The 16,784-nt window shown below is 72.5% G+C and carries 15 protein-coding genes and 1 riboswitch; of the genes, 8 read left to right on the top strand and 7 right to left on the bottom strand.

Going from position 1 to position 16,784, the window contains the following annotated elements:
• Positions 1 to 57: 57 nt before the first annotated feature.
• On the bottom strand, positions 58 to 1,392 hold the full coding sequence (locus OG435_RS40285) for an alpha/beta fold hydrolase (protein WP_266884959.1): 1,335 nt from the start codon (positions 1,390 to 1,392) through the stop codon (positions 58 to 60).
• 68 nt (positions 1,393 to 1,460) lie between these two features.
• Between OG435_RS40285 and OG435_RS40280 the strand changes: the two genes are divergently transcribed.
• On the top strand, positions 1,461 to 2,078 hold the full coding sequence (locus tag OG435_RS40280; protein ID WP_266884957.1) for a TetR/AcrR family transcriptional regulator: 618 nt from the start codon (positions 1,461 to 1,463) through the stop codon (positions 2,076 to 2,078).
• A 169-nt stretch (positions 2,079 to 2,247) separates the two neighbouring features.
• On the opposite strand, the gene OG435_RS40275 is transcribed toward OG435_RS40280, so the two are convergent.
• Together OG435_RS40275 and OG435_RS40270 are read right to left on the bottom strand one after the other, a co-directional pair.
• Positions 2,248 to 2,865: a DedA family protein gene (locus OG435_RS40275; protein ID WP_266886518.1), complete on the bottom strand. Its 618-nt coding sequence runs from the start codon at positions 2,863 to 2,865 to the stop codon at positions 2,248 to 2,250.
• Positions 2,866 to 2,870: 5 nt separating this feature from the next.
• Positions 2,871 to 3,656 carry an MBL fold metallo-hydrolase gene (locus OG435_RS40270; RefSeq protein WP_266884955.1) on the bottom strand — a complete coding sequence of 262 codons (786 nt, stop codon included), beginning with the start codon at positions 3,654 to 3,656 and terminating at the stop codon, positions 2,871 to 2,873.
• A gap of 146 nt (positions 3,657 to 3,802) precedes the next feature.
• Here OG435_RS40270 and OG435_RS40265 point away from each other — a divergent pair, with 146 nt between their 5' ends.
• From OG435_RS40265 to OG435_RS40245, 5 genes are all read left to right on the top strand, one after another.
• The gene (locus tag OG435_RS40265) at positions 3,803 to 4,207 is read left to right on the top strand and encodes a hypothetical protein (protein ID WP_266884953.1); all 405 of its coding nucleotides are present in this window, start codon (positions 3,803 to 3,805) and stop codon (positions 4,205 to 4,207) included.
• 135 nt (positions 4,208 to 4,342) lie between these two features.
• Entirely contained in the window at positions 4,343 to 6,433 is a 2,091-nt protein-coding gene (locus OG435_RS40260; protein ID WP_266884951.1) for a phage holin family protein, read from the top strand.
• A 99-nt stretch (positions 6,434 to 6,532) separates the two neighbouring features.
• Complete coding sequence (locus tag OG435_RS40255) at positions 6,533 to 6,982, top strand: SRPBCC family protein (protein WP_266884949.1); 450 nt, start codon at positions 6,533 to 6,535, stop codon at positions 6,980 to 6,982.
• 120 nt (positions 6,983 to 7,102) lie between these two features.
• On the top strand, positions 7,103 to 8,164 hold the full coding sequence (locus tag OG435_RS40250; RefSeq protein WP_266884947.1) for an ATP-binding protein: 1,062 nt from the start codon (positions 7,103 to 7,105) through the stop codon (positions 8,162 to 8,164).
• 63 nt (positions 8,165 to 8,227) lie between these two features.
• Positions 8,228 to 8,491, top strand: a complete 264-nt coding sequence (locus tag OG435_RS40245) for a hypothetical protein (RefSeq protein ID WP_266884944.1) — start codon at positions 8,228 to 8,230, stop codon at positions 8,489 to 8,491.
• Between the two features lie 86 nt (positions 8,492 to 8,577).
• Here the strand turns inward: OG435_RS40245 and OG435_RS40240 are convergent, their stop codons facing one another.
• Both OG435_RS40240 and OG435_RS40235 read right to left on the bottom strand, forming a co-directional pair.
• Complete coding sequence (locus OG435_RS40240; RefSeq protein ID WP_266884941.1) at positions 8,578 to 10,149, bottom strand: RNA polymerase sigma factor; 1,572 nt, start codon at positions 10,147 to 10,149, stop codon at positions 8,578 to 8,580.
• A 213-nt stretch (positions 10,150 to 10,362) separates the two neighbouring features.
• Entirely contained in the window at positions 10,363 to 11,124 is a 762-nt protein-coding gene (locus OG435_RS40235) for a class I SAM-dependent methyltransferase (RefSeq protein WP_266884939.1), read from the bottom strand.
• A 90-nt stretch (positions 11,125 to 11,214) separates the two neighbouring features.
• Positions 11,215 to 11,322, top strand: a riboswitch (ZMP/ZTP riboswitch).
• 27 nt (positions 11,323 to 11,349) lie between these two features.
• Here OG435_RS40235 and OG435_RS40230 point away from each other — a divergent pair.
• Both OG435_RS40230 and OG435_RS40225 read left to right on the top strand, forming a co-directional pair.
• Positions 11,350 to 12,240, top strand: coding sequence for a bifunctional 5,10-methylenetetrahydrofolate dehydrogenase/5,10-methenyltetrahydrofolate cyclohydrolase (locus OG435_RS40230; protein ID WP_266884936.1), 891 nt, complete (start codon positions 11,350 to 11,352; stop codon positions 12,238 to 12,240).
• A gap of 136 nt (positions 12,241 to 12,376) precedes the next feature.
• The gene (locus OG435_RS40225; RefSeq protein ID WP_266884935.1) at positions 12,377 to 13,915 is read left to right on the top strand and encodes a peptide MFS transporter; all 1,539 of its coding nucleotides are present in this window, start codon (positions 12,377 to 12,379) and stop codon (positions 13,913 to 13,915) included.
• A gap of 25 nt (positions 13,916 to 13,940) precedes the next feature.
• On the opposite strand, the gene OG435_RS40220 is transcribed toward OG435_RS40225, so the two are convergent.
• Both OG435_RS40220 and OG435_RS40215 read right to left on the bottom strand, forming a co-directional pair.
• Entirely contained in the window at positions 13,941 to 15,224 is a 1,284-nt protein-coding gene (locus OG435_RS40220; RefSeq protein WP_266884934.1) for an MAB_1171c family putative transporter, read from the bottom strand.
• Complete coding sequence (locus tag OG435_RS40215) at positions 15,221 to 16,690, bottom strand: NAD(P)/FAD-dependent oxidoreductase (protein ID WP_266884933.1); 1,470 nt, start codon at positions 16,688 to 16,690, stop codon at positions 15,221 to 15,223. The genes OG435_RS40220 and OG435_RS40215 overlap by 4 nt, the downstream gene beginning before the upstream one ends.
• Between the last annotated feature and the right edge of the window lie 94 nt (positions 16,691 to 16,784).

Below are 16,784 nucleotides of genomic sequence, written 5' to 3'. Positions count from 1 at the left end.
ACGGGAAACCGCCAACTCGTCCACGCACCTCGGATGCGACGCAGTGGGTCTGCTCGCCTACTTGTGGCCCCGGAGGAAGGCGGGGATGTCGGCTCGGGTCGGGTAGTCGGGCAGCGGTGCGGGCTCGTCCTGGAGGAACGCGGTGATGGCGGCTGCCGCTCGTTGGTCGTTGTCACCCAGGCCGTTCCACATGTGGTGGCCGACGCCGGGCATGTACTGGGTGCGCTGGATCGCGGGGTTGTCCGCGAGGACGGCTGTCTGCCACTGCCGGGCCTGGGAGGAGCACTCGGCGATCATCAGCATCGCGGGTGTCCGGGAGCGCCTGAGCTGAGGGGCGATGGAGGGGGAGTCCTTGATCGTTTGCTGAATGCGGAGGCTGGCGGCAGCGCTGAAGGAGAAGTTCTCCGCAGTGTCCTCGACCGGGATGCGGTGCGCGTCCCGCGCGCAGTAGGCGGACGCGGTGTCGCTGCCGAGATCGGCGGCGGTGAAGGCATTGTCGCCCTCCGCCTGCCCTACCAGCCCGTTGTCCGGGCTGAGCAGTCCGAGCCGCATGAGGCCGAAGGCGACCGCGTACCGTGGGACGTGTGTGGAGCGCGGTCCGGTCAGGGCCGGTGCGATGTCGCGGGCCGACGGCCGGCCCTTCTGCTCGGCCGTCCGGGCGGTGGGGCCGTCCATCGGGCCCGGCTCGGCGATGACCGCCCGGCCCAGGTGGGCGGCGATGGCCGGGTCGGCCAGCGCGCGGGTGAGCACGACCGCGCCTGAGGAGAATCCCAGCACGTCGGCGCGGCCCTTGCCGAGCTTGCCGACGAAGGCACGGAGGTCGTGGACGGACCGGGTGATCGAGTACTGGTCCATGGGCAGCAGGTCGCTGCGTCCACCGCCGGCCTGTTCGTAGGCGTACACGTCGTAGCCCTGTCCTGCGAGCCGCCGCAGGAAGCCGTGGTCGAGCACTGAGATGCCGCGCACCGGGCCGCCGTTGAGGTAGACGAGCGGGACGCGCTGCCGGGGGCTGCTGCCGGTGGGCGGGTAGTGGTAGACCGCGACCCGGCTGCCGGTGGACAGGCGCCAGTGCTCGGTGGTCACGAACGACAGGGCGGGCGGGTGGTGGCGCGTCGTGGGGACGGTGGGGACGCACACCGACAGCGCCAGGCCCGCTGCGACGAGCACCGGAAGGAACGCCACCAGCTGTCCCCGCCGAGAGCGGCGGCGGCCCCGCCACAGAGTTGCGAGAACCGCGATCCCGACAGCCACGGACCATGCGACGAATCCCGATCCCGCGCCGTCGGTCGCGACGATCAGCGCCAGGAATAGGGCGACCAGCCCCACCACCGCGGCGGTGGCCGCCAGCAGGCGGCCGACAAGACGCAACGGACGTATGGCGGATGGTGACATGGCGAGCTCCCCGGAGTTTCCAAACGGTGTTTTGAAACGATGTTATCAGCACGGGTAAACTGCTCCCCATGGGAAGGCCGAGAACGAACGACGACGCCGTCAGAGAACGGCTCGTGGCATGCGCGACCGAGATGTTCGCCACCCGTCCCCAGGAGTCGGTCACGGTCCGCGCGCTGGCCACCGCCGCCGGAACGTCGACGGCGGCGGTGTACACGTTGTTCCAGGGGAAGGGCGGACTGATCCGCGAGGTGCGCGACCAGGCGGTCGCCGGCCTGTTCCAGGACCTGGCGGCCGTTCCCGGCAAGGAGGACGCCCTGGAGGATCTGTACGCGCTGGCCGTGGCGTATTGCCATTGGGGACGCGAACACCGCCACCTGTACGCGGTGTTGTTCGGTGGCGCACAGTCCTTCGTACCGTCGACCCGGGTCGGCGACCGAGACCCGGTGCGACCGCTGGTCGCGGCGATCGACCGTGCCGTGGCGGACGGGATCCTCGCGGGGGACACCACCCGGATCGCCGTCTCGTTGTGGGTCGCCCTGCACGGGCTCGTGACCCTCGAACTCGCCGGCGGCCTCGACGGCACCGCAGCCGAGACCGCGTTCCGGTCAACGGTTGATGCCGTCCTGCGCGGCTGGGCAACCCCCGCCGCCTTCCCTGCCCTTCGACGCCCGGACCCGGCACCCTGAGGCGGCATCGGCTCGAGGCTGTCGCAGGCGCAGGCGCAGGCGCAGGCGCAGGCGCAGGCGGTGCCGGTGCCGGTGCCCCGTCACTGCGGGGCTGTCCCCTACCCTCCCTCGGCCTCCGTCCGGGGGACCCCCGGTTCCACGATTCGGCTCCTCCCCGGGACCGGCCGGGTCAGCCGCGGAGGCGGCGCCACAGTCCCGGGGCCGTGCTGATGAGCACCGTGAGGGCCACCGCCAGGGCGACGCCCTTCCAGGGTTCCGCGAACAGGGAGCCGCCCACGATGCCGATCAGGCCGTAGGTCGCCGCCCAGGCCAGGCAGGCGGGGCCGTCGCCGCGGGCGAAGCGGCGCAGGGGGAGCTCCGCGAGGAGGCACGCCAGCATCACCGGGATGCGGCCGCCCGGGAGGAGGCGGGAGACCACCAGGACCAGGACGCCGTTCTCGTCGAGCTTGCGCTGCGCCTGGGCGAGGCGTTCGGGGGTCGCACGCCGGCGCAGGGCCTCCAGCCAGCGCGAGCCGTTGCGGGAGCGGACACCGCGGCGGCCCAGCCAGTACAGCGCCATGTCGCCGGCGAACGCGGACAGCGAGGAGACTCCGAACACCAGCAACAGCCCGAAGGGGAGGGAGTCCTGGTGGAAGGCCACCACCGCGGCCGTGCTGACGAGCGCGCCCGTCGGGATCACCGGCACCAGCGCGCCCAGCGCCACCAGCACGAACAGGGTCGGGTAGCCGACCGCCTGCTGGGTGGACTCCGCCGGGACCTGCGAGGCCGACTCCGCGAGCTGCCACAGACCGCTCACGGCAGCCGCACCCGTTCACCGTGCGAGGGCACCCGGACCGCGACCTTCGGCGCCTCCCGCCGAGCACACCGTACGAACTCCTCGCCCGGCGCGTGGAACTCGTGCGGCCGCACCGCGTCCATCCCGATCGGCCAGTACGTACCCCAGTGCACCGGGACCGCCGCGGCCGGCGCCAGCAGGGCCAGCGCGCGCGCCGCACCCGCCGCGTCCAGGTGGCCCGGGCCCAGGTTGGGTCCCCAGCCCCCCACCGGCAGCAGGGCCACGTCCACCGGGCCGACCTCTTCGGCCATCGAGTCGAACAGGCCGGTGTCCCCGGCGAAGTAGGTCCGCGAAGCGCCCTCGATCACGTACCCCAGCGCGGGCGCGATCCGGGGGCCGAAGGGCAGCCGCCGCCCGTCGTGCCGCGCGCTGACCACCCGGACCCGTACGCCGGAGCTCCGTACGCCGTCTCCCACGGCCACCGTGTCGCCCGGCGCCACCTCCGTGACCACCAGCCCCCGCACCGCGGCTGTCCGCACCAGCCCCGGCACCGCGCGCGGCGCCCCGCGGGGCACCAGCAGCCGGGTCCCGCGCGCGAGGCGCGCCAGCGAGGGCAGGTGCAGGTGGTCGGAGTGCAGGTGCGAGACGAGCACCGCGTCGGCGACCGCCGCCTCCGGCGGGGGCACCGCCCCGCGACGGCGCCTCAGGTGCGCTAGACGGCGTGCGAAGAGCGGGTCCGTGAGCAGCCGGACACCGGAGTCCTCGACCGTGCACGTGGCGTGGCCCCACCAGGTGATCTCCACCGGCCCCTGATCCCCTCCCTCGACTGCCCCCGCCCCGCTTGCCGCCGGGTCCCGTCCGAGCCTAAAGGCTGCCCGCCCAAACCGCCCGGAACCGGGGCTCCACGCCCCCTCCTCCCCGGCGGCGGATCGGAGTAGGGTCGGGCGGCATGGATGAGCTGCGCGTGGCCGCGATCGCCAGCCTGGCCCCGCTGGAAGATCTGGACACGGATCCCTTCGCCGTCGACACCCGGAGCCAGCACGCCATGTGCGCCCGCTGGGCGCTCGACCGGGGCTACGTGGTGACCCGCCAACTGTTCGTCTACGGGCTGCGCGCCGACCACTGCGGGCTGTGGAACGACATCGACGCCGGCCGCGTCGACCTCTTCGTCACCGCCAACCACCGGGTGCTGACCCGCGCGCTGCGCTCCGTGGGCGAGTTCACCGCCGAGTGCGCACGGCGCGGCGTACGGCTGGAAACCGCCGGTCTCGAAGAGCCGCGCTACACCTCCGCGATGAAGGCCGAGGTGCACCGCCGGCTCTCCATGCCGACCGCCGGATACGACGGCACGTAGCCCCCGGCCGCTCCCCGTACGCACATCCGCCGCCCGTGTCACCCGGCCGGGCGGTCGCCGCTGTGCGAGCCTGGACACCGTGGGGACGGGGGCTCGTCGGCGCGGCGCGGGCCACAGTGGTGAGGCGGGTTCGGCGTGTTGCGAGGCGGGTGGCGACGTACGGGCGGCGCCCTGGTGCGCGTGGTCATCGTCTGGGCGGTGTCCACCCTCACGATGCTCGCCCTGGCCGGAATCCTCCCCGACTTCCATCTCCAGGCGGGCGCGGGCGGCGACCGCGACAGCATCACTCGGATAGGTCTGACGGCCGCCATCGGCGCCGGTGCGTTCGGTCTGCTGAGCGCGCTGGTGTGGCCGGTTCTCGTACGCGCCCTGCTGCTCGTGCCGGCCCTGGTCCTCGGCCTGCTCGTCTTCTTCCTCAACGGCTCGCTGCTGCTGCTGGCGCTCAGCCTGATCCCGGCCGGCCGCGGCGAGGCGGACCCCGAGACGGCGGTGGTGGTCGCCGCCGTGATGTCCGCCGTCGCGTCCGCGACCTCCACCGCCCTCGCCGTACGGGACGACGAGGCCTACCGGCGCCGGCTCTACCGGCTCGCCGACCGCCGCCGGCGCCGCCAGCACCGCGAGGGCATGCCCGGAGCCGACGAACGCGCCCCCGCCCTGGTGTTCCTGCAGCTCGACGGGGTCGGGTACGAGGTGCTGCGGCGCGCGGCCGGCAGCGGCCTGATGCCGACGGTGGCCGACTGGCTCGACCGCACCCACCGCGTCACCTCCTGGCGCACCGACTGGTCGAGCCAGACCGGCGCCAGCCAGCTCGGCATCCTGCACGGCTCCAACTTCGACGTTCCGGCCTTCCGCTGGTACGAGAAGGACACCGGCGAGGTGGTCGTCTGCAACCGGCCCACCAGCGCCGCCGAGCTCCAGCGGCGGGCCGTCGAACGGACCCGGGACGGCGGCCTGCTCACCCTCGACGGCGCCAGCCGCGGCAACCTCTTCAGCGGCGGCGCCGGCCAACTGGCGCTCGTCCTGTCCGTCTCCGCCCGGCGGGGCCCGCACAACCGCTCCCGCGCCGGGTACTTCGCGTACTTCTCCGACCCGGCCAACGCGGTCCGCACGGCGCTCTCCTTCGTCGCCGAGGTGGCCCGCGAGATCACCCAGTCGCTGCGCGGCCGCCTGCGCGGGGACCGGCCACGGGTCGCGCGCGGCGGTCTCTACCCGCTGATCCGGGCCTTCGCGACGGTGGTGGAGCGCGACGTCGTGGTCGCCGCGGTCATCGGCGACATGCTGGCCGGGCGCGCCGCGGTCTACGCGGACCTGGTCGCCTACGACGAGGTCGCCCACCACTCGGGCCCGCGCTCGCGGGACACCGAGCAGGTGCTCGCCCGGCTCGACCGCAGCCTGGCGCTGATCGCCCGGGTCGCCGAGCACGCGCCCCGCGAGTACCGGATCGTGCTGCTCTCGGACCACGGCCAGAGCCCGGGGGAGACCTTCCTGGCCCGGTACGGGCTCACCCTGAAGGACCTGGTCCGCGCGGGCTGCGGGCTCCCGGTCTCCCGGAAGGCCGGCCGCACGCACAGCGGCGCCGAGGCGCGGTCCGCCGTACTGGCCGCCCTGCACCGGCCCGAGGAGGAGACCGACGAGGAGGCCCGCTCCGGGGCGGGCACGGACCCGGTGGTCCTGGCCTCGGGCAACCTCGGGCTGATCTCCTTCCCGGACCTGCCCGGCCGGGCGTCCAGGGAACGGATCGAGCGCGCGCACCCGGCGCTGCTCTCCACCCTGGCGAACCATCCCGGGGTCGGGTTCCTGCTCGTCGACGGGACCGTCCTGGCGGCCGGCGGAGCCGAGGCCCGGCTGGACGTGCCCGGCGCGGCGGAGGAACTGCTGGCCCCCTTCGGGCCCGGCGCCGCACGGTCGGTCCGGCGGACCGACACCTTCCCGCACGTGGCCGACGTGATGGTGAACTCGGCCTACGACCCGCGGACGGGCTCGGTGCACGCCTTCGAGGAGCAGATCGGCTCGCACGGCGGCCTGGGCGGGGAACAGGGCCACCCGTTCCTGATGTGGCCGGTGGAGCTGTCCGAGCCGGTGTTCCGGCCGGACGGGGAGCTGGTGGGAGCGGAGGCGGTCCACGAGGTCCTGCGCCGCTGGCTCACCGAGGCGGACGGACCCCAGGTCCCGGTTCCCCCGGAGGCCGAGGTGACCCCGGGCACGGACCCGGCGCCGGCGGCTTAGCGACGGCGGCACCGGGGATGTCGGCACAGGGAGCGTCGGCCGTCGGCCCCGGGCGTACTTTGGAAGCAGAGTCCACCAGGGGGGCTCCGAGGGGTCGCCATGTCCGCGATCAGCAACAGCATCGACATAGACCGCAGTCCCGAGGACGTCTACTCGTACATCACGGACCCCACGCACCTGCCGGAGTGGCAGGACAGTGCCCTGTCGGCCGTGCCGATGGGGGACCTCCCCGTCCATGTCGGGTCCAGGGTCCTCGTCACCCGCCGGGTCGGCCGCCGGTCGATCCCCACGACCATGGAGGTCGTGGACATGGATCCGCCGAGGAGCTGGCACTTCCACGGTGTCGACGGACCGGTCCGCCCGGACGTGCGGGGCCGCATCGAACCCCTCGACGGAGGCGCCCGCTCGCGCGTGACCATCGCCGTCGACTTCGAGGGCCACGGCCTGGGCAGGGCGTTCGTCCCGCTCGCGGTCAAGCCCATGGTCCGCAAGGAGATGCCCCGCAGCGAGGAGAAGCTCAAGCACCTGCTGGAGCACTCCGCGGCCTGAGCGCAAGGGGCCGGAGGGCCTCGGGGGCCCGGAAAAACCGGGTGCCCCGGGCCCTGCGGTGTGCTCACACTGGGCACACCGCGCGCACCGCGTACCCGGACCCTAAGGACATCCCCACCCGTGCAGGCTGCCGTCACCGTCACCCCCGCCCAGCTCCCCGAACTGCTCCTCGGACTCGCCACCGTGCGGCCCGTGTTCCTCTGGGGCGCGCCCGGCATCGGCAAGTCCTCGCTCGTGCGGAAGTTCGCCGACTCGCTGGGGCTGCAGTGCGTGAGCCTGCTCGGTACGCAGCTCGCGCCCGAGGACCTGATCGGCGTACCGCAGATCCGTGACGGGCGCTCCGTGTTCTGCCCGCCCGAGGCCATCGCCCGCGAGGAGCCGTACTGCCTGTTCCTCGACGAGCTCAACGCCGCCGGCCCGGACGTGCAGAAGGCCTTCTACTCCCTGATCCTCGACCGGCGGATCGGCTCCTACGAGCTGCCCGCCGGCTCCATCGTCATCGGCGCGGGCAACCGGGCCACCGACAACGCCCTGGCCCGCCCCATCGCCTCCGCGCTGGTCAACCGGCTCACCCACGTCCACCTGAACGCCTCCGCCGGGGACTGGCTGGTCTGGGCCGGCGAGCACGGGATCCACCCGTGGGTCACCGACTACCTCACCGACCGGCCCGACCACCTGTGGTCGCAGCCGCCCAAGACGGAGGAGCCCTTCTCCACGCCGCGCTCCTGGCACATGCTCTCGGACGCCCTGCACTCCTTCGGCACCGAGCTGGACGAGACGACCCTCAAGGTGATCGCGCACGGCACCCTCACCCCGGCGCACGCCGTCTCCTTCTGCGGTTACGCGAAGATCGTCCGCCACTCCTTCGGCATCGAGGCGATCATGAAGGGCGACGCGAACTGGCCCACCCGCCTCGCCGACCGCGACCTGCTCTACTACCTGGCCGACGCCTTCCGGGGCCGGCTGGTCAAGGAGCTGCCCGCACGGCGCGAGCACGTCTCGCCCGCCGTCCGGCAGACCGCGTACCGGGCCAAGTCCCTCCTCGTCCAGCTCGCCGAGATCTCCGTCGAGGTCGCCCAGACCGTCATCGCCGACGACGCCGACGGCCTGCCCGTGCTGCCCGCCTGGTTCCTCGTGGAGTCGGCCCGCGACATGCCGCGCCTGGTCGAGGCCCGCCGGTGAGCCGCACCACCCGTACCAGGATCCGGCGACACTGGGGAATGTCCCGCACGCAGGGGAGGCCCCATGGACGAGACCTCTCCTCCGCAGGGTTACCGCACCTTCGTCAAGATCGCCCAGCAGCTGGCCAAGGGCGACGAGGTATTGCACGAGGGCCACGTGTTCCGCGTGACCGCGGTCACGCGGAACCGGACCGGCGTCGCCGTGTCGTTCGACCGGCGCGAGAAGATCCACTACCCGGCGGCCCAGCGGTTCCTGGTCCGGCGCCCGGCCCAGTGGATCGCCCCTTCGCGTACGGGACGCGCTGACGGGATGCCTGGGCACGTCTGACCCCCCGTGACGACGGAGCCCCGTGACGACAGAGCCCCGCGTCCCCACCGATCGCTGGGGACGCGGGGCTCTGCGAGCAGGCCGACTCAGTCGAGGTAGTCGCGCAGCACCTGCGAGCGCGACGGGTGACGGAGCTTCGACATGGTCTTCGACTCGATCTGGCGGATGCGCTCACGGGTGACCCCGTACACGCGGCCGATCTCGTCGAGGGTCTTCGGCTGGCCGTCGTTGAGGCCGTAGCGCATGGAGACCACGCCCGCCTCGCGCTCCGAGAGCGTGCCCAGGATGGACTGGAGCTGCTCCTGGAGGAAGGTGAAGGAGACCGCGTCGGCCGGCACGACCGCCTCGGAGTCCTCGATGAGGTCACCGAACTCGCTGTCACCCTCCTCACCCAGCGGGGTGTGCAGGGAGATCGGCTCGCGGCCGTACTTCTGGACCTCGATGACCTTCTCGGGGGTCATGTCGAGTTCCTTGCCCAGCTCCTCCGGAGTGGGCTCCCGGCCGAGGTCCTGGAGCATCTGGCGCTGGACACGGGCCAGCTTGTTGATGATCTCGACCATGTGGACGGGGATGCGGATCGTGCGCGACTGGTCGGCCATGGCACGCGTGATCGCCTGCCGGATCCACCAGGTGGCGTACGTGGAGAACTTGAAGCCCTTGGTGTAGTCGAACTTCTCCACCGCGCGGATCAGACCGACGTTGCCCTCCTGGATCAGGTCCAGGAAGAGCATGCCGCGGCCGGTGTAGCGCTTGGCCAGGGAGACCACGAGACGGAGGTTGGCCTCCAGCAGGTGGTTCTTGGCCCGGCGGCCGTCCTCGACGAGGATCTCCAGCTCGCGCTTGAACGCGGGCTTGTGGTCCTCCTCCTCTTCGAGCTTGTACTCGGAGAAGAGACCGGCCTCGATGCGCTTGGCGAGCTCCACCTCCTGCTCGGCGTTGAGCAGCGGCACCTTGCCGATGAGCTTGAGGTAGTCCTTGACGGGGTCGGCGGTGGCGCCGGCGACCATGACGGTCTGGGCCGGGGCGTCGTCCTCGTCGTCGTCGGACAGGACGAAGCCGGCGCTGCCGCCCGTCTTGGGCGTCTCCTTCTCGTCGCCCTCGTCCAGGTCCTCGGCCGCCCAGTCCTCGCCCTCGGCCACGGGGGCATCGCCCTCGTCGCCGTCCTTGGCGGTCTTCTTCGTGGCGGCCGTCTTCTTCACGGCGGTCTTCTTGACGGCGGCCTTCTTGACCGTCCGCTTCTTGGGCGCGGCGGCGGCCTCGGCCACCACCTCCTCCTCGGTCCCGGAGGCCGACGGGTCGGATATCGCCGCGGCGGGGGTGGTGGCGGCCGTTTTGCGCGCACCGATGAGGCGCGGCGGGGCAGCGGCCTTCTTGGCGACGCGCGCCGGGGCGGCGGCCGCCTTGCGCACCTTCTTGGCGGGAGCCTTCGTGGCGGGGGCGGCGCTCACGTGCAGCGCGACGCCCTCCTCGTCCAGGACCTGGTTCAGGCTGCGCAGGACCCGCTTCCACTGGTCCACCGGGATGCGGCCGGCCTCGAAGGCCTGGCGCACGTCATCACCGTTGATGTGACCCTGCTCGCGGCCGCGCTCGACAAGCGCGACCAGGGCCTCTGATTCGGCGATTTCCGTGGGGAACGTACGGGACGGGCTGAGCGACACAAGGAGCCTCTCGTTGCGAACAGATAAGGGGTGGCGGGACATCATCGCGCGAACTCGGGAAACAGACCCGAGGGGGGGCTGTATTCCGGGCCGCACGAGGACACCTGTCGGTTCATCGCATGCCCGAGTAGATTCGTTACGCGCTGAATTGAGTGACCTGCGCCACGCCGTGACCGGGGAGCCGGTCGCGGGTGGTCGCGTCCGCCCGTTTTGTCAGCCCGTTTTGCGGGCTTCGATGAGAAAGCGGGCGGTGTGAGCGACGAACGGGCCCTCGTGCGCGATCTGTTCGTGCAGCTCGCGCAATCGGTCCCGATGCTGCCCGACCGTGAAGCCCGGCACCATCCAGATCACCTTCCTCAGAAAGTAGATCACGGCTCCGATGTCGTGGAACTCGGTCCGAAGCCGCTCGGAGCGCAGATCGACCACCTCCAGCCCCGCCTTCGTGGCCCCGGCGACCGCGTCGTCGGGGTGCCGGCCCCGCCGGACCTCCTCGGGCTGCGGGCCCAGGAAGTACTCCACGAGCTCGAAAACGCTCGCCGGCCCGACCTGCTGGGAGAAGTACGTGCCACCGGGCTTCAGCACCCGCGCGATCTCCTCCCACCAGACCGTCACCGGATGCCGGCTGGAGACGAACTCGAAGGCCTCGTCGCCGAACGGCAGTGGCGGCTCGTCGGAGTCCGCGACCACCACCGTGCCGAGCGGGTGCAGCAGCTTTGTCGCCTTGTCGATGTTCGGCGGCCACGATTCGGTGGCCACCGTCAGCGGCGGCAGGGGCCCGGCTCCGGCGAGCACCTCCCCGCCTCCGGTCTGGATGTCCAGGGCGGAGCCGACCCGCGCCAGGTGCCGGGCCAGGAGGCGCTGGTAGCCCCAGGAGGGACGCTGCTCGGTGGCGCGGCCGTCGAGCCAGGAGAAGTCCCAGCCGTCCACGGAGACGGATTCCGCTTCCGCGACGAGGTGGTCGAAAGTACGCGTCATCCCTCGATCGTCCCAGGTCCGGGCCCGGTCATCCACCCGATTGCCGGGCGCGGGGCCCGCACCGGGCCCCGCGGGGGTTCGCTTACACTTACGGCGGGCCGTGACTGGCGTTCGGGTGGATCACCACCGGGGAGCGGCCCGGCGTACACCCGCATCCCGCATCCCGTACGCCGACTGCCGCGCGCCTGGGCGAACCGCGATCCCGTAGCGACGCCAGGAGCCCCGATGACACTTCAGACGACCGCCCAACAGGCACGGACCGCCACGCTGATGGACGGCACCGCCCTCGCCCGCCGCATCTCCGAGCAGACCGCCGAGTACGCCGCGAAGATCACCGAGCGCACCGGTACCGCACCCTGTCTGGCCACCGTGCTGGTGGGCGAGGACCCCGCGTCCGTCACCTACGTCCGGATGAAGCAGAACCGCTGCGCCAAGGCCGGGATCACCTCCCGCCACGTGGAGCTGCCGGCCGCGACGACCACCGAGGAGCTCGTCGCCACCCTGACCGCGCTCTCCGAGGACCCGGAGATCAGCGGCATCCTGCTCCAGCACCCCGTCCCGCACCACATCGACGAGCGCGCCGCCTTCGAGGCCATCGCCCCGGGGAAGGACGTCGACGGGGTCACCATGCACTCCTTCGCAGCCATGGGCTTCGGACTGCCGGGCTTCGTCTCCTGCACCCCCGGCGGCATCATGCGGCTGCTGGAGGCCTACGACGTGGACCTGACCGGCAAGCACGCCGTGGTCGTCGGCCGCAGCGCGATCCTGGGCAAGCCCGCCGGGATGCTGCTGCTGGAGCAGAACGCCACCGTCACCTACTGCCACTCCCGCACCGTGGACCTGCCGTCCATCGTCCGCAAGGCCGACGTGCTGGTCGCCGCCGTGGGCAAGGCCGAGTTCATCCGCGGCGAGGACATCAAGCCGGGCGCCGTGGTCCTGGACGCCGGCTACAACGAGGGCAACGTCGGCGACGTCCACTTCGAGTCGGCCGCCGCCCGCGCCTCCCTGATCACCCCGGTCCCCGGCGGCGTCGGCCCGATGACCATCGCGGTGCTGCTGGAGCAGACCGTCCAGGCCGCCGCCGCGCAGGCCGGTCTGGCCCTCGCGGACCTCTGACCCGCGCCTCGCTCCCTCCGGTACGACGAACGCCCCGGGCCCTTCGGTCCGGGGCGTTCCGTTTCCCGCGGTAACAGGCCGAAAGGACGTTCCGGGACCCGCGCGACAGGGCTCCACTGAATATGTGAAGCCTTCGATGGATATGCACAAGCCCCCGGCGTCGGACGCAGCACCGGACGCAGGACCGGGCGCGGCGGTGGTGGGCGGGAAGCGCCACCCGCGCGGGCTCGCCACCCTCGTCCTCGCCGAGCTGTGGGAGCGTTTCAGCCTCTACGGCATGGTCGCCATCCTCGTGCACTTCCTCGCCGCCTCCCGCGGCCACGGGGGCATGGGACTCCACGAGGGCACCGCGGAGGCCGTGGAAGGCGTCTACATGGCCATGATCTCGCTGCTGGCGCTGCCCGGCGGCTGGATCGCCGACCGGTTCCTCGGCGCCCGCAGGGCCGTCCTGTGGGGCGGCGTGGTCATCATGGCCGGCCACGTCCTGATGGCCGTCCCGAACCCGGTCTTCGTCTGGCCCGGCCTGGTCCTCATCGTCATCGGCACCGGACTGCTCAAGCCGAACATCTCCGCGCTGGTCGGCCGGCTGTACGCGGCCGACGACGACCAGCGGCGCGACGCCGGCTACTCGATCTTCTACATGGGCATCAACCTGGGCGCCGTCATCGCCCCGCTCGTCGTCGGCTACCTCGGCGAGGAGGTCAACTGGCACCTCGGCTTCGGCGCCGCCGCCGTCGGCATGGCCCTCGGCCTGGTCCAGTACGTCCTCGGCGGCCGCCGCCTGTCGGAGCAGCTGCGCACGGAGCCCGTGGTCCGGCTCACCCCCGCCGAGCGGGCCAAGGTGCGCAGGTCCTCCGCGTACGGCCTGGTCTTCACCGCCGTACTGATCACCCTGCTGGCCGCCTCGCACGCGCTGAACATAGACAACATCACCTTCGTGCTGACGATCGTCGCCGTGGTGGTCCCGGCGGGCGTCCTGCTCTCGATGTACCGCAGCCCCAAGATCGACCGGGTCGAGAAGACCCGGCTGCGGGCCTACGTCTGGCTCTTCCTGGCCGCCACGCTGTTCTGGCTGGTCTACGACCAGATGGGCAACGAGCTGAACATGTTCGCCGCCCAGAAGACCGACCTGTCCCTGCTCGGCTGGCACATCCCGGCGAGCTGGACCCAGTCGCTGCCCTCGCTGTTCGTGATCATCCTGGCCCCCGTCTTCGCCGCCTTCTGGGTGCGCCGGGGCAAGCACATGAGCACCCCCTTCAAGTTCGGCCTGGCCCTGCTGCTGACCGGCGCCTCCTTCGTGGTCATGTCGGGCGCCGCGGCCATCGCCTCCAGCGGGGTCAAGGTCTCGCTGATGTGGCTGGTGGGCGTGTACGTGATCCAGGTGATGGGCGAGATGTGCCTGAGCCCGGTGGGCCTCTCGGTCACCACGAAGCTGGCCCCGCGGGCCTTCACCAACCAGATGATGGGCGTCTGGTTCCTCGCCGCCGCCACCGGAGACGCGATCGGGGCCCAGCTGCCCCGGCTCGACGCGGTCATCGGGCAGAGCTGGAACTTCCTGTGGCAGGGCGCCATGGTGATCGCGGCCGGCGCGGTGATGGTCTTCTTCACCAAGCGGCTCAAGGTCCTCACGGGTGAGGCGGCCGCGAGCCGCGAGGCGGTGGCGGTCGCGGCCTGACCGGAGCGGCGCACGGGGCCCGCGGTCAGGAGCGCGCGGCCCCGTCGCGGGCCCTGGCCACGATCGGGGAGGTCTGGAACGCGTGGGCCAGCTCGGTCAGCGGGCGGGAGTCCAGACGGTACGGGCCCGGGGAGTCGGGGCGGGCCTCGGCCGCGGGTGCGGTCTCCTGGCCGGCCTCGGGACGGTCGGTCCCGGTGCGGTCGGCCTCCGTACGTCCGGCCTCCGCGCGGTCGGCCTCCGTACGTCCGGCCTCCGCGCGGTCGGCCTCCGCGCGGCGGCGGCAGGCAGCCGCCAGCATGGCCGCGTCCGAGACGAGGGCGGCCTCCTCCTCGGACCGGCCCTGAGCGCGCGCGGCCCCGTACGCCTCCTCGCGCACGGCGGGGTCGAACCAGCACCCGAGCGCCAGGATGCCGTCGTCGATCACCGATTCGCGGTGGACCAGCCGGATGCCGACCGGTGACCACCAGGTCAGCGGCACGGGCCGCAGTCCGCCCGGGGAGAACCCGCGCAGGGCCACCCAGAGCGGCCGCAGCCGCCGGTAGCGGCAGTAGTCCTTCCACGGAGCCGAACCGCCCACCAGCGGCACCAGGAATCCGGCGCCCACGAACAGGGCCGCCACCGCCGCCAGGGGCGGGGCCACGGTGGTGGACAGGAGGTCCAGGTCCCCGCCGCTCCAGCGTGCGGCCATCGCCGTCCACTTCGCCGCCAGGAAGGCCAGGTCGAAGGCGCCTCCCAGCATCAGCAGGGCAAGTCCCGTACGGAGCGGGCGCAGCGGCAGCATCGAGGGGGACAGGCGACGCAGCCACTTGTGGCACAGCACCGTGAGCGCGGTGCTGCCCACGGTGTGCGCCGACAGATAGCAGATGATCATCTCGCGCAGGAACGGCGTGTGGGCGTAGTACGTGTCCATGTCGCGCAGCCGCTCGACGGGAGCCTCGCCGAGGGCGAACAGGGTCACGATCGCCACCACCACCGTGCCGTACGCCGCCACCGTCAGCCGGGTGGCCCGGCGCAGGACGGCGGCCGGGGTTCCGCTCCAGTGCAGGATCACCACGACACAGGCGCCCGAGAAGGCCGTGAGCAGGCTGTACACCAGGGGAGCCGAGAAGTTGACGACGCCGGTCAGCCGGTTGACGGCCACGATCGTCGGCGGCGCCGAGAGGATGACCGCGAGCGAACCCCCGACGAGGAGCGTGCACACGGCCCGCAGCAGGGGCTGCTCCCAGCCCCGTCTCAACGTCGGCGCCTTGACGATCAGCGCCGTGGCGATCACCGCACCCGGAACGTAGAGGACGAGGCCTTCGGTCATCGTGCCTGGCCGGCGGGGTCGACCGGTCCGAGGGGGCCGCCGGTGCCGGCCGGCCCGTCCTGGTCCAGACCCGCCACCGTCCGCTCGGCGGCGGTCAGCGGGGCGGCCTTCAGCGCGCCCCGGTCCGATGTGCGCAGCACCTCCCAGACCACCCCGGGCCGGATCCAGTAGGTGGGCGCCCGGTTCATGGTGATGACCTGGAGCAGGGCCGCCGTGAGCGAGGCCTTGGTGGTCGCACCGGTCATCAGCCGCTCGACGTACCCGTTGAGCAGCCCGGCGCCGGGGCGCGGCTTCATGCCCGTGGCGCCCGGGTACAGGATGTCCTGCGAGGTGGCGAGGTCCCAGGCGACGGCCACCTGCGGGGCGATGGCCCGCTGCGCCTCGCGGCCGATGCCCGCGTGGGCGAGGCCCTTCGCGCGCAGCAGCGTACGGACGGCCAGGAGGCCCTGGGCCGCGACCGTCATGCCCTGGCCGTAGAGCGGGTTGAAGGTGGCGACCGAGTCGCCGACGGCGAAGAAGCCGTCGGGGAGGTCGGCCTTCTCGAAGAAGATCCGGCGGTTGGCGGTGCCCTGGGTGACGGAGACGTCGGTGAGCGGCTTCTTGCCCTCGAGGAGTTCGCCGACGATGGGGTCGCGGACCCCCTTGGCGAACGGGATGAAGGACTCCGGGTCGGCGGTGGGCTGGCCGCCACGGGTGCCGGACAGGGTGGCCTGCCAGCGGCCGTTCTCGATGGGGACGATCGTCGCGGTCTGGCCGGGTACGGGCACCCGGGGGTCGGACTGGACGTTGATGATGGGGAAGCCCAGGGCGTGGGCACCCTCGGGGGCTTCGAAGATGCGGGTCGCGTAGACGAGCCCGGAGTCCACGCCGGCTTCCTTGAGGCCGCTCACGCCGACCGCCTCCAGCCAGTTGCGGGCCCGGGAGCCGCGGCCGCTCGCGTCGACCACGAGATCGGCGGCGATCAGGCGGTTCTCCTCGTCGGGGGTGTCCGCCCGGACCCCGGTGATCCGGGCCGCGGTGCCCTCCAGGCCGCGGACCCGGCTCTGCTGGAGGGCGGTGACCCCGGGCAGCCCGATGACGCGGGAGCGGATCACCGAGTCGAGGAGGTCACGGCTGCAGGAGATGTTGAACTGCATCTCCTTGTGGCGCGGCAGCCACCCCTGGGCGGTCTTGGAGACCAGGTCGGTGGGGAGGCTGCGGCGGAAGGCGCCGGCGGCCGTCCAGTCGTCGGTGATGCCCGGCAGGATCTCCTCGATGGCGCGTGCGCCGCCCGACCACAGCAGGTGGGTGTGCCGGGCCTGGGGGAGTCCGCGGCGGGGCTCGGGACCGTCCGGCAGGGTGTCCGCTTCGATGATCGTGACCGTCGCGTGCTCGGCGAGGACGGCGGCGGCGAGCAGGCCGGCCAGGCTGCCGCCGATGATGACGGCGTGTCGCGGCGGGGAAGAGGGCGGGGAGGCGTGAGTCATCGTGTGGTGCTCTCTGTCAGGGCCGTGCGAAGGCGCATCGGCTGAGGAAGGACGTCGGCGGGGAGGCGGTGGTCGGCCGCCGGGTGTGGTCGTC

Source organism: Streptomyces sp. NBC_01264 (assembly GCF_026340675.1).
Taxonomy (GTDB): Bacteria; Actinomycetota; Actinomycetes; order Streptomycetales; family Streptomycetaceae; genus Streptomyces.
Note: the sequence above shows the minus strand (reverse complement) of the source record. Positions and strands in the feature narration are given on the sequence as shown.